The 11,832-nt window shown below is 53.0% G+C and carries 14 protein-coding genes; 1 reads left to right on the plus strand and 13 read right to left on the minus strand.

Going from position 1 to position 11,832, the window contains the following annotated elements; translation table 11 throughout:
* Positions 1–106: 106 nt before the first annotated feature.
* The 5 genes from ACTQ33_RS16560 to ACTQ33_RS16580 are packed head-to-tail and all read right to left on the minus strand — an operon-like array spanning position 107 to position 4,706.
* Positions 107–2,152: a hypothetical protein gene (locus ACTQ33_RS16560; protein WP_441465602.1), complete on the minus strand. Its 2,046-nt coding sequence runs from the start codon at positions 2,150–2,152 to the stop codon at positions 107–109.
* A gap of 17 nt (positions 2,153–2,169) precedes the next feature.
* Positions 2,170–2,676, minus strand: a complete 507-nt coding sequence (locus ACTQ33_RS16565; protein ID WP_441465603.1) for a single-stranded DNA-binding protein — start codon at positions 2,674–2,676, stop codon at positions 2,170–2,172.
* Between the two features lie 20 nt (positions 2,677–2,696).
* Positions 2,697–3,905, minus strand: coding sequence for a VirB4-like conjugal transfer ATPase, CD1110 family (locus ACTQ33_RS16570; RefSeq protein ID WP_441465604.1), 1,209 nt, complete (start codon positions 3,903–3,905; stop codon positions 2,697–2,699).
* Positions 3,841–4,350 carry a hypothetical protein gene (locus tag ACTQ33_RS16575; RefSeq protein ID WP_441465605.1) on the minus strand — a complete coding sequence of 170 codons (510 nt, stop codon included), beginning with the start codon at positions 4,348–4,350 and terminating at the stop codon, positions 3,841–3,843. The genes ACTQ33_RS16570 and ACTQ33_RS16575 overlap by 65 nt, the downstream gene beginning before the upstream one ends.
* Entirely contained in the window at positions 4,347–4,706 is a 360-nt protein-coding gene (locus ACTQ33_RS16580) for a TnpV protein (protein WP_441465606.1), read from the minus strand. The genes ACTQ33_RS16575 and ACTQ33_RS16580 overlap by 4 nt, the downstream gene beginning before the upstream one ends.
* A 193-nt stretch (positions 4,707–4,899) precedes the next feature.
* On the opposite strand from ACTQ33_RS16580, the gene ACTQ33_RS16585 reads away from it, so the two are divergent.
* Positions 4,900–5,544: a hypothetical protein gene (locus ACTQ33_RS16585; protein ID WP_441465607.1), complete on the plus strand. Its 645-nt coding sequence runs from the start codon at positions 4,900–4,902 to the stop codon at positions 5,542–5,544.
* Between the two features lie 205 nt (positions 5,545–5,749).
* On the opposite strand, the gene ACTQ33_RS16590 is transcribed toward ACTQ33_RS16585, so the two are convergent.
* From ACTQ33_RS16590 to ACTQ33_RS16625, 8 genes are all read right to left on the minus strand, one after another.
* Positions 5,750–6,337, minus strand: coding sequence for a hypothetical protein (locus ACTQ33_RS16590; RefSeq protein WP_441465608.1), 588 nt, complete (start codon positions 6,335–6,337; stop codon positions 5,750–5,752).
* A 65-nt stretch (positions 6,338–6,402) separates the two neighbouring features.
* On the minus strand, positions 6,403–6,732 hold the full coding sequence (locus ACTQ33_RS16595) for a hypothetical protein (RefSeq protein WP_441465609.1): 330 nt from the start codon (positions 6,730–6,732) through the stop codon (positions 6,403–6,405).
* A 2-nt stretch (positions 6,733–6,734) separates the two neighbouring features.
* The gene (locus ACTQ33_RS16600) at positions 6,735–7,676 is read right to left on the minus strand and encodes a ParB/RepB/Spo0J family partition protein (RefSeq protein ID WP_441465610.1); all 942 of its coding nucleotides are present in this window, start codon (positions 7,674–7,676) and stop codon (positions 6,735–6,737) included.
* Positions 7,633–8,442, minus strand: coding sequence for a ParA family protein (locus ACTQ33_RS16605; RefSeq protein WP_441465611.1), 810 nt, complete (start codon positions 8,440–8,442; stop codon positions 7,633–7,635). The genes ACTQ33_RS16600 and ACTQ33_RS16605 overlap by 44 nt, the downstream gene beginning before the upstream one ends.
* A gap of 467 nt (positions 8,443–8,909) precedes the next feature.
* A complete protein-coding gene (locus tag ACTQ33_RS16610; protein ID WP_441465612.1) occupies positions 8,910–9,293 on the minus strand; it encodes a replication initiator protein A in 384 nt (127 codons plus the stop codon).
* Between the two features lie 11 nt (positions 9,294–9,304).
* On the minus strand, positions 9,305–9,544 hold the full coding sequence (locus ACTQ33_RS16615) for a helix-turn-helix domain-containing protein (protein WP_441465613.1): 240 nt from the start codon (positions 9,542–9,544) through the stop codon (positions 9,305–9,307).
* Positions 9,545–9,608: 64 nt separating this feature from the next.
* Positions 9,609–11,426, minus strand: a complete 1,818-nt coding sequence (locus tag ACTQ33_RS16620) for a DNA cytosine methyltransferase (protein WP_441465614.1) — start codon at positions 11,424–11,426, stop codon at positions 9,609–9,611.
* Complete coding sequence (locus tag ACTQ33_RS16625) at positions 11,423–11,806, minus strand: hypothetical protein (RefSeq protein WP_441465615.1); 384 nt, start codon at positions 11,804–11,806, stop codon at positions 11,423–11,425. The genes ACTQ33_RS16620 and ACTQ33_RS16625 overlap by 4 nt, the downstream gene beginning before the upstream one ends.
* Between the last annotated feature and the right edge of the window lie 26 nt (positions 11,807–11,832).

Raw genomic sequence — 11,832 nt, forward strand, 5'->3', positions numbered from 1 at the left:
CCACAGGGCTTCCCCTCTTACGCGGGGGTCCATCGTTCTGGAAGTACCATTATTCTGTGCTGCTCCTAAGTGCGCCTACAACTTAGGCTGTCCGCTTGTTGATCGCTCACATCCGAATCGCCGGATGGTCCTGGCGACAAGCGAATACCCGCATCGGCACAGTAGAAGTACCTGTCATACTGATCGATATTCCATTACCGGTGGTGACGCTGCCAGCCGCCGTGACCTTCAGCAGCTGTCCCCAGCGGCTGTCCCAGCCCAAAACATAGGACTTTCCGCCCCAAAAATATCCCACTTTGCCGACAAGAGAACAGGCGGCGCGGACAACACCCTCACGTTCCAGTGTGATATCCTCCGGAAGAAGATCCAGTACGGCTTCTGCATCTGCTGTGATTTGTCCGAGATTACCGATAAGGTCCTGGATCATAGCACGATTGTCCAGCAGCTCCCGGAGCATTTCAAGCTGCTGCTCCGTGAAGTCATATTCTGCTGCCATTTCCTCGGCACTTTTGGCTGTGATGGTAATATCCAGGATGGTTTCCGTCCAGCCTTCCTCCTCCTCCGTACCGGGATGTTCTATTTCCCGCACCTCCTGAGAGATCGCGGTCATATCCCAAAACACTGCCTCCAGCCGGTCGATACGGTCGGCATTCAGGATAACAACGTCAGTGGCGTCGGCGTCATTGCTGCCAGCAGTTTTGACTGCAAAGACAGCGATGACTTCCACCCAATCAGCGGCACTGCCAGTAATGGTTACGTCATCATATGTCTCATCATTTTGTAGGTCTGCCAATGTCTGATTAAATGAAAAACTGATCTGCCCTATGGCCACGGACAAGGGGACGCTATCCGCTGAGGAACCTTCGCCGGAGAAGAAAATACCAAAAGGAGAGGCAGCGATGGCTGCGATCAGCAGGAGACATACTAGCACAATGAGCACTACAACGCTGCTGCAGGCAGCAATCAGGCCCCGGACCGCCGCCACAACGGCGCGTCCGACAGCGACAACCGCCCGAACGGTCAGTTTCCCAACTGCTTTTGTCACCCGCGCTGTTTGCTGGGCGCCTTTTCTGGCCATTTCGCGCTGGGCTTTTTTCTGCGCTGCAGCTTTGGCCCTTTGGGCCGGGGAAACACGTTTTTGGAATATTCGTTTTGCAGGCGTTTTTTTCTGGAGGGATGTTCCCTGTTTGGGACGAAGTCCGGAGGATTGAATGTAACGTGTTCTGCCTGCACTGCTGGCCCCATACTCAAAATGTTTTTGCTTTTTTAATCCGCGCAAGATTGAGTCTATCTCTGGCGTACTCTTAGCGCCGCTTTTACCCAATGTGGTAAATGTATCAGTTCTGCTCCCACCAAGGGCTTGCTCCGAACCACTTCGTATCGCATCGACGCGTTCACGGAAGTTCTGCTGCCCAATTGTTTCCGCTCGATGTGTCTGATCCCGTGTGGTAAATCGCTGTTGCTCAACCTTGCGCTCCCTTGCTTTTTTGGCGTCTCCAATCGCTTTCTGCCTGCCCTGAGCTGCTGCCTGTTTGCTCTGCGCTGGATTTTTTTCTCGGCCCTGTAAACTCTCATTGACCGTCCTGGAATCTGGCGTTGGAAACCTGGAGGGTGATTCATTGGATGGAATATGCTGTTGCCAATGGTCTGGTGCAGAGCTGTGAAAATCGGCGTGATCGGTAAAGGGGGTGTCGGGCTGTCGGATATGCTGCTGGACGTGCTCTTGTACAGCAGCAGAAAAATTACCGGCAGCATCACTAAGGGCGGGAGCAGCAGGCGCAGTTTCAGCGGAAGTTTGTCCAGGTAAAAGCTCTGGCGGCTCCTGGGGGGTGGCCTGCTGCGATTGGGGCTGACCGCTGCCCTGGCTGTTGCCGGTATTTTGCGCGTGTTTTTCCCTGCGCCGCTGCTGACGTTCCGCTTTTATTTTTTTTCGGATTGTACGGCCAATCGCATCCGCAGCTCTTAGCGTCCGTTTGCTCCCATTCTCTATCTTATCGGTGGCGTAACGCGCAGGGTCTTTCTGCTCCGGCGCGTTGCGCTCTTTCTGCTGCTGATATTTCTCACGGATGATGGATGCGGCCTGCTTCAAGACAAATCCAGAGGATCTCACTTTTGGCTTTTTCGCAGATTCTTTTGTTTTTGGATCAGGCATAACAGTTTATCCTTTCTTCAGAACGGCAGTTCGCTGTCATCGTCCTCTAGGATGGCGAAGTCACCTGGGGCCGCTGCTGACGTCGGCTGTGCGGCAAAAGCGCCGTAGTCAGGTTGATAGCCAGGGTCAGGCGCACCGCCGTATTGAGGTGCGCCATAGTCCTGCTGGCCACTGTTATTTTGGCCACCGCCCTGGTCACTGTCCCTTTTGGAATCGCCAAAATAGATGTTGTCAGCAACAACTTCCGCGCTACGACGCTTGCTGCCCTCCGTGTCAGTCCAGTTTCGGATTTGCAGCCGTCCGGATACCACCGCCATACGGCCCTTGGAAAAGTACCTGGACACAAACTCCGCTGTGCTTCTCCAGGTAACAATGTTGATGAAGTCCACTTCACGTTCACCGTTCTCGGGCCTATAATCCCGGTCTACGGCCAGCGTAAAGGACGCCACCGCCACGCCGGAGCCGGTGCGGCGCAATTCGGGGTCACGGGTCAGACGGCCCATGAGAACAATGTGATTCAACATGATGGATTCCTCCTTTTCGTCTATTCCTCGCCCGGTTTGGTGCTGATCAGGCGATACAGTTCGGTATCTTTGGGGAAATCGTTGACAAAGGGGACAATGGAGCTGCCCACCTTGATAAGACCATGGCCAACCGGCGCGTTGTTGACGTAGGCGATCTGCGCGTCGGAGATTTTCAAAATTTCAGACAGCTTTTCCTGGTCCTTGGCCGCCTGGTTGAACATCAGCATAAATTCGCTGTTGCCGAACATATATTTGCCGCGTTCCGATTCCAGGCACTCCTCGACGTTCTGCGTGATGCCGGTGAGCATAGCGCCGTATTTTCGGAACCGTTTCCAGCACTTATACAGAAATTCAGAGCTGAATTGGTTGATTCTGGCCTGTCCGCCGTCTCCGCTGGCAGCAAAAAAGAGATAAATTTCGTCGATGTAGACGTGCGTGTACTTTCCTTTGGACCGGTTTCGGATGACACGGTTATAAATGGCGTCCAGCATCACGAGCAGGCCCACGGATTTGAGATTTTCGCCCAGGTCGTGAATGTCAAAGCAGAGAATCCGGTTGTCGGAATTGATGTTGGTGTGGTGCGCGAACACGTCCAGGCTGCCGGTGGTAAATAGCTCCAGGATCAGGGCCAGTTCCTCCGCGCCGGGTTCCACCTGCTTCTTCAGGTCGATATACAGGTCTTTCAGCGTGGGCGGATCGCCCCGGAAAGTCTTGAGGTATTCTCGGTACACATTACCGGCGCAGCGGTCGATGATGGACTTTTGCGTCGGTTTAATTTTGCCCTCCGTGAGCTGCTCAAACAGCGACATCAGGAAGCTGCTTTTGAGCTTCAGCGGGTCCTTGTCCTCGCCGTATTCTGCGGAAATGTCCATGGGATTGATATAGCTGCTGCCGCCGGTATTGGATATAATGATTGTTTCGCCGCCCATGGCGCTGACCAGATTCCCGTATTCGCGCTCCGGATCGACAATGATAATGTCATCATCGGTATCCAGCGCAACAGAAATGAATTCCTGTTTTGCTGCCATGGATTTGCCGGACCCGGATACACCAAAGATAAAGCCGTTGCTGTTCATGAGCTTTTTCCGGTCACAGATGATCAGATTGCCAGAAACCGCATTTTTCCCATAATAAATGCCGCCCTTATCCTGGATTTCCTGGGCCTTAAAGGGCATCAATACAGCGGTACTTTCGGTGGTCAGGCTGCGCAGGGAATCGATCCGCTGCAAGCCGTAGGGCAGGACCGTAGCCCTGGGCTTCGGTCAGTTCCACATTGGTGGCAAACTGCCCATTCTCCAAAAGCTGCCCAATTCGCTCAGCGGCGGTCTCCCAGGAAATAACCTGGGCGGACTTATTGTAACGGGCAGTCCTGCCATGAGAAAGATGGATGCCGTCCTCAGCATACCATGCAGTAACGCCGCCGATTCCGTTGCCGCCATGGTACAGATTTTTAAGGATATCTGCGATCTCGGCAGTGGACTTCTGTTCCTCAAAGGCTGCAACAATACGCTCCCGATGCCGGTGCGTATTGCTGCCCAGACGCAGAATATGATCGATACTGTTCTGGTCAATAAAAAAAGCGGAGGATGTAGGTTCTACATACTCCGCTTGGGGGGAAATATCCAGTTGTTCAAAGAAACCGAGCTGTGCATCGCCCGGTTCCGGGTCGGTCATGCGTAGACCAGCTGGGGCAGGACGATTTCCTCCGCCGATGCCTTGAAGTTGTTCATCAGGCCCACCCAGCGCATCTGATCGTTGGCCTTCATCTCCTCGTTCACGCCCTCGGCTTCCGCCATCTGCTGGACGATCTGATCCACCATCTCGTGGGCCTGCCGGTCGATTTCCCGCAGGTACGGGTACAGCTCGCCGCCCAGCAGCATCCGGCCAAACTTGGCTGAATTGTGTTCCCGCATCCAGGTCATGTGCAGCATCCCGTACTTGCCCAGGGGCGGGGCGTTCTCTTCCTCCGGAGAAAATCCCAAATCCGGATAGTAATAGTCCCCGATCTTCGTGTATGTCAGTTCTGCCATGATGCTCTAACTCCTTTCGCTCTGTAGAGGGGGTGTTCTTTTCATGCTCATCATACACCATGTCCGGCGCTTTGGCAAATTTTGAGCCGCGCTCCAGACTGGTAATGGTGCGGCCAATGTCCGTCAGCATCATTTTGGAAAGCGTGCTGGTGGCATCGCCCAAAATGGTCATAACTTCATAGGTGGAAAAATCGTGAATGGCTGCAAAATCATCCGGGCTGTAAAGCCGGTCGGCATCGTACCCGCAGCGGGTCAGCACCGCATATGCAACGCTGTTGCTCACCAGCTCCCGGAAGCGGATATGCAGATTCAATTCGTCCAGTTCTTCCAGAAAACTGTCCTGCTTTGCCTGTTGCAGCTGCTCCAGATAGCCACCAAAATTGTCATCTGTCACACTGGCGCAGATCTCCTGCACCTGTTCCACAAAGGGAGCTGCGCTGTAAGATGGTGGGCCATAACTGTTGCTGAGATGTTCCAGCACAGCCGCTTCATGAGCTGGGGACATGAGCCAGAAGCCGGGAATTGCGATCGGCTCTGCTCCGGAAGCGGGGTGGGTATCCGAGATATCAAAAACATATCTGACTTTGGGTGTGGGACTGTTATTGTCAATCAGAGCAATACCGTTGGCCCCGCGGTTGATCCACCGGCCCATGCGCCGGTTCCAGATGTCCATGGATGCGCAGGCTGTGGCGTCTGGCCGTTGGGCATGGATCAGCAGTTGATCCCAAAAGGGATATTTATAAATCCTGGAAGCAGTTTTCAAATACTGCTGCCAGTGACCACGCACAGAGGACAATTCCACAGTTTTCTGTCTGCCAAACTCTGCAACCAGCTGTAACTTACTTGCCATTTTTACCTCCTATCGGTGCGATTTATCTGGTGCGCCCAGCTGCGGGCGCTTGTGACAGTTTCTTTCAGCTCCTCCTGTAGCCGCTGCTCCCGTGCATTCCGCGGTGTGTACCGAGCCAGAATATCTTCCAGTAAGCAGAGATGCTCATAGGGGATACATCTCGAAAGCCGCTCATAGCTTGCTTTAGGAATCATCATTTATCCTCCAATTCTTTTCTCGGCTGGTGCTGTTCCTGCTCACGGATTTTGTCCCTGGCCCAGTCTGGGAGTTTGGTCACGTCTGCCAATCCCAAAATATCGTCGGCACAACGAAAATATGGTATGTCCGAATACAGTTCGCGGACGAAGACCTCGCCAAATCGACTGTTTGGGCTGCAACCATTTCCCTCGAGAGCAATACACAACTGACAATCAGCCGTGCGGTATTCCGGCTCCAACTTTCTGGCATCGAGGATCACCAGCTGGCCCTTAAGCGATTCCTCCTCACCGCGTGGCCGACAGTGCCGGTAATCCAGCATTTGAAGCGGGCAGGGGCGGCTGGCGCGAAATGTCTCCGCATCCTTCAGGTGCTTTTGCAGACGGTCCAAAAACACTTTCATGACTTCCAGATAGCTGTCACTTTTCACTGCCTGGGAATAAAACTTGCCAGTGGAACGATCATACTCAGCATAGCACGTCATGTAGGGCTTCTCACATTCGCTGTGGTCATAACATACCACCAGATTGCGGCGTCCGAGGTGGATACGGTGCAAAATATCATACTGGTACATTAATTCCAGCATATGCGACACTTCTTATCACCTCCATGATTAAGTGGGGAACATCACTAAATCATCATTTACCTTGTTCATTTTTCTACCTCTGTATCATCCATTGCAGGATTATCCTGCAATGGATTTTTGTGTAGAATATACTGCATACCGGCAATATGGCCCTCGGCGTTATAAGTACGCCGTCGTTCCACATATCCGGCATCCTCCAACTCTCGCAGAGCATTACCGACAGCACCGGTACCATCACGGTTTTTGGCTGCCAGCTTTTGGATGGTGCAATTCCAGGCATCAGTTGTTGCACACTTGTCTCTGATATCCAGCATCAGGGAGAACAGCCCTTTTGCTTTAAGCGAAAGAGTGGTATCATCCAGATACCGGCCCGATAAAGAAGATTTTTGATTCATGGTTATCTCTCCTGTTCATGATTCCTCCTCCGCTGCCATTGTTCCAGCAGCTTAATAATGATGTCTTCCATTTGACGGGGTGTGTAATCTTTGGGGAAATACTTTTGTAGCCGATCACTCTTTAACGTAACTTTCTGCTCCAGCGGTTTTTCTTCGCGTAAAATCACCTCCATAACATTGCTGTCCAGCCGCCCCTCCTGGCTCAGCTCTTTAAGGCGTCTGGCCTGTCCCAAACTGGGGAACATTTCATTGCGCTCCATGATGACCAGCAGCGCTGTCTGTTCTTTGTCGGACAGGTGGGAAATGTAATCTGCTGCAGGCGTGACCTTCAAAATGCCGCGGTCCACCTGCTCCAGCAGGGGAGGGATCAGCTTGGTGAGGTTTACAAAGCGCTGTATTTGAGTTGCGCTTTCCCCAACCTGCCCAGCCAAAATATCTTTGGATTTTCCACGGAATAAATGGGGTCCAACTTGGTCCCCATTTTCTTTTGCGGGTCGTCCGGCCTGCCGTTTCAGGGCCTCCAGCTTCAGGCTGTATGCCCTGGCCTTCTCACTGGGCAGCAAATCCTCCCTGGTGATGTTGTAGTCCACCACCAGGATATCCGCTTCATCGTCCGTATACTCCCGGACGATGACCGGCAGACTTTCCAAGCCCACGGTTCTGGCACAGTAGGCACGGCGATGGCCGGAGAGGATTTCATAGCCGCCCTCGGCGCGGGGCCGGACAATCAGCGGCTCCGCAATGCCCAGCTGTTCAACGCTGTCCATCAGCCGCACCAGATCGGGCGTGGGACGGTCAATGGAGTACGGCTGTCTGGCATAGGGGTGGATTTCATTAACGGGGATAGTCAGAATTTTCTCCCGGCTGTCCTGCTGCCGCTCCGTATCGCTCATGAACAGATCATCGAGCGAGGTCAGGCCCATGCTTTTCACGCTGCTTGCCAAGATGCAACACCTCCTGTGTAAAATTTTCATAGGCTCTGGCCGCATGACCGCCCTTGTCGTGGTCGAAAATGCTCGTATTTTCCAGGCTGATCTCCGCAGCGCGGATAGACCGGGGGATTTCGCTGCGGAACACCCGGCCTCCATAGGCCGCCCTGATCTGGTCGATAACGCCGCGCGAAAGGGTGGTCCGCTTGTCCACCATGGTCATGAGGATGCCGCCGATCTCCAGATTGGGATTCAACTGCCGCTTCACCCGCATGACCGTTTTGAGAAGCTGCTCCAGGCCCTTGGCAGGAAGATAGTGGGCCTGTACGGGAATGATAACACTGTTGGCAGCGGTCAACGCATTGATGGTCAGCATACCCAGGGACGGCATGCAATCCACAATGGCGTAGTCATAATCATGCTGGATGGTGCTGAGATATTGCCGCAGGACCGTTTCCCGGCTCATCGTGTTGACCAGCGTCACCTCCATGGCGGACAGCTCGATATTGGCAGGCATAAGGTCCACGCCGTCCGGGTGATGCAGGATGCCCTCCTGGGGCGCAAGGGGCTGGTCCATGATGATCTTCCCCATGACCGTCGATAGGGTGGGATGCAGTCCGTCCGGCTGCGGCCATCCCAGGAGCTGCGTGAGATTGCCCTGGGCGTCCGCATCGATCAGGAGGACTTTCTTCCCCTGACGCGTAAGGCCAACGGCCAGACTGGCAGCCGTGGTGGTTTTCCCAACACCGCCTTTCTGATTGGCTAGAGCGATTGTGTGCATTTTGCAACCTCCATTCGTTGTACTGACTTATACAGAGCTTAGTACTTCTTTTCGGCAGGTAAAAAACTTTCAGTCTTATTAGCATCGGTTTTTCGGAAGTCAAGACTTCGGTTTTTCCGAGGTCAAGACTTCGGTTTCTCGGAAGTCAAGACTTCGGTTTCTCGGAAGTCAAGACTTCGGTTTTTCGGAAGTCAAGACTTCGGTTTTTCGGAAGTCAAGACTTCGGTTTTTCCGAGGTCAAGACTTCGGTTTTTCGGAAGTCAGGACTTCGGTTTCTCCGAGGTCAAGACTTCGGTTTTTCGGAAGTCAGGACTTCGGTTTTTCCGAGGTCAAGACTTCGGTTTTTCGGAAGTCAAGACTTCGGTTTCTCGGAAGTCAGGACTTCGGTTTTTCGAAAGTCAAGACTTCGGTTTTTCGGAAGTCAGGACTTCGGTTTTTCGGAAGTCAAGACTTCGGTTTTTCCAAAGTTATGGTTTTGGTTTTCTGAAAACTTGCTCACCAGTAAAATTTTTGACATAAATCAAGGATGCCTTTCCCAGACCCTGGCGTTTTCGTTCAATTAACCCAATTTCCTGTAGCTCTCTAAATAATTTTATAATTTTTTCTGATTTACAGCCGAGTATTTCTGAAACGCTTTCTAATGAAAACATAATATATACTCGATCCTGCGCGTCGTACCATCCGTTCTTTTTTGACAGACTCATTCGGTCAAGCAGGATTCCATATAATAATTTTGCATCAGTGGATAGGCTGGCAAATCTGTTGTCGGTGAAAAGAATTTTTGGAACACGATAGAACGAGTATTGTTCGCTCTGGACGCCATAGTAATACGGAAAAGAAGTTGTAGACATTTAGCTCACCTCTACTTTGACGTTTTCCCGCGCCGTTTGAGATTTTCCTGTACTCTCCGCTGTGCGATATCGGGGTCATATTCCATTCGCTGGTTGTGGTCAAGCGCTCCTGTTTCGCCTCGCTTTAACTCACGGTATACTGTTGCAAGTGTCAGCCCAAGCGCGGCAGCGATGTCGGCCACACGCTCGTCGTTGAGATATCGTGTAGATATTTGCTGTCGATCGTGATAAGTAATATATTTGTACCGCATTGTTACACCTTACTTTCTGATAGTCATTTCATGCGCTATCCTTTGATACTGCGCCCCAAATGGCTCATACTGCTACCGCTTTTTTAAGTTCCTCCATTGTGCGAATTTCCGAATCGCACCACTCTGGCAGGTTGGAGCGCACTAAAGCTGTGGCAAACGGTGGTGGGACAGCGTTACCGCATCTGGCAACTTGTTTTGTTTTCGGGTACACTGTGCCGGTATAGTCCCGCTCAATCCTGTAATCATCGGGAAAACCGTTGGCTCGGTACAGCTCCCGTGGCGTCAGCATCCGCAATCCAATGTCTTCCATAAAGTAGGATGTGCCGTCGATCTCAAACAAAATCACGTCATCTGGTCCCAGTCCATACCCGCAGTATTCGTTCAGCAGGTCCCGGATTTCCGGCCAATGCCCCAGGCCCACGCCCGGCTCTGCCTTGGAAATCCGCATTGTCACTACGCCATGATGAGCGCCGCTTGCGGTCACAGTAGACAGCGGCCTCGTCACCGGTTCTCCAAACTCTGTTCCATAGAACTTTGCCATGTGTGCCAGAGTGACGCCCTCCCGATCCTTGGCAGTGATGGTATGCAGCGGACTTCTGACGTTCTGCCCAGTCTGGTCATTCCCGTAATATTTGACCAGACTGGCCGCTGTAAATCCGTAGCGGTTTGCAGAGTCAATGGTCATAATCGGTCCAGTGATTTCCTGCCCTCGTACATGCTCGGGTTGCTCCGTATGGTACTGGATCAGAGCCGGTGCTATTACGCACTCCTCTGCCTTGGAAACCTGGGTGTGTGTTGGCTCTGTGATTTTTCTTCCCCGCTCACCGCCCCCGGTTTGTCCAATAGCTGTCAGCGTCGGCGCGATCATCATTTGATTACCCGCAGTTGTCACCGTATGTATCGGGTCGCCTGCTCCTGCCCCCACGCTGTTAGTGGTGTTTGTTACGGTTAGCGGCACCATAACGGGAGACGCCACACCATACCCATGCTTTGCTGTCACCGTCTTGAGCGGCGCGTCTGCTTCCTGTCCACGAAAGTCTCCGGTGTGGTTTACCACCACCAGGAACGGTGATGGGTTCTTGATGGCGAACTTGTCCACACCCCGGATGACCCGCCGCATGGTGTTGGGCCGCAGCGGTCGCTGGGCGGAAAGTCCATATCTCTCCCGGATCTGTTCTCGTGTGTCAAAGATGGAGGGGCAGGGCAGGGACCAGTTGATGATCTTTGCTGCACTTCGCCATGGCTTTTTTACCCCCTTCTGCACCTCTATGCTGTCCGCCGGTGCGTGGGTCGGTTCCGGCCATACAATAGGCGCACCGTCGCACCTGGCCACCAGGAAAAACCGCTTTCGCGTGGTGGGCGCTCCGTAGTCCGCCGCCACCAGCTCCCGCCAGTCCACGGCGTAGCCCAGGTCCTTCAGCTGGGAAACCCACCGGCGGAATGTCTGTCCGGATTTTGATTTTACCGGGTGTCCACGACGTACCGGCCCCCAGGTCTGGAACTCCTCCACGTTCTCCAGGATGATGACCCGGGGCCGCACGGTACCGGCCCACCGCAGGACGATCCAGGCCAAGCCCCGGATGTTCTTGTCCACCGGCTTTCCGCCCTTAGCCTTGGAAAAGTGCTTGCAGTCCGGGGAAAACCACGCCAGACCCACCAGGCGGTCCCTGCATACCTCTTCCGGGTCTACATCCCAGACGCTTGCCTGATAATGCTCCGTAAAAGGGTGATTTGTTTTGTGCATGAGGATTGCGTTCGGATCATGGTTGATGGCGATGGTCACAGGCCGCCCCGTTGCCAATTCAATTCCCGTTGATGCTCCACCGCCTCCAGCGAAATTATCAACAATGATCTCGTCCAGAATAGATATTTGAGCGCTCATACTCCCACCACTTTTCTGTCATTCCCGCAGATGCGTTTTTTTGTCGGCTCCAGTTTTTCCGTCACCATAACAGTCATACCGGGAGTATTGCCAATGCGTCCCCAGCGCTCTACAGTGCTTTCGCTGCAACCCATTTCCTCGGCCACCTTATGCAATGACCCTTGAGAAATTAGGCCAGCGTGATCATCGTACACGCTGTAAATTTTTCTCACGGTTTCTACATGACGGATAACATATTTGCGTTGGCTCCTTATAGCAGCCCGAAATCCAGACGGCGTTATGCCCAACTCTCGGGCACATTCAGCGACGCTGCCTCTCGCAAGCAGACCTCCAGTCTGCCGGTTATAAACCTCATAAATTTTTCTGCCGTCAATCGCCATAAATCATCACTTTCCTCCAGACTCCC

Origin of the sequence: Candidatus Avoscillospira sp. LCP25S3_F1, from assembly GCF_052117125.1 — a bacterium.
In the GTDB taxonomy this organism is placed as follows: domain Bacteria; phylum Bacillota; class Clostridia; order Oscillospirales; family Oscillospiraceae; genus Avoscillospira_A.

Coding starts and splice junctions, on each gene's coding strand:
- ACTQ33_RS16565 (WP_441465603.1), bottom strand. CDS start 2,676: ATGTTGAATCACATTGTTCTCATGGGCCGTCTGACCCGTGACCCCGAA.
- ACTQ33_RS16580 (WP_441465606.1), bottom strand. CDS start 4,706: ATGGCAGAACTGACATACACGAAGATCGGGGACTATTACTATCCGGAT.
- ACTQ33_RS16590 (WP_441465608.1), bottom strand. CDS start 6,337: ATGCTGGAATTAATGTACCAGTATGATATTTTGCACCGTATCCACCTC.
- ACTQ33_RS16625 (WP_441465615.1), bottom strand. CDS start 11,806: ATGGCGATTGACGGCAGAAAAATTTATGAGGTTTATAACCGGCAGACT.
- ACTQ33_RS16595 (WP_441465609.1), bottom strand. CDS start 6,732: ATGAATCAAAAATCTTCTTTATCGGGCCGGTATCTGGATGATACCACT.
- ACTQ33_RS16610 (WP_441465612.1), bottom strand. CDS start 9,293: ATGTCTACAACTTCTTTTCCGTATTACTATGGCGTCCAGAGCGAACAA.
- ACTQ33_RS16605 (WP_441465611.1), bottom strand. CDS start 8,442: ATGCACACAATCGCTCTAGCCAATCAGAAAGGCGGTGTTGGGAAAACC.
- ACTQ33_RS16560 (WP_441465602.1), bottom strand. CDS start 2,152: ATGCCTGATCCAAAAACAAAAGAATCTGCGAAAAAGCCAAAAGTGAGA.
- ACTQ33_RS16620 (WP_441465614.1), bottom strand. CDS start 11,426: ATGAGCGCTCAAATATCTATTCTGGACGAGATCATTGTTGATAATTTC.
- ACTQ33_RS16615 (WP_441465613.1), bottom strand. CDS start 9,544: ATGCGGTACAAATATATTACTTATCACGATCGACAGCAAATATCTACA.
- ACTQ33_RS16575 (WP_441465605.1), bottom strand. CDS start 4,350: ATGACCGACCCGGAACCGGGCGATGCACAGCTCGGTTTCTTTGAACAA.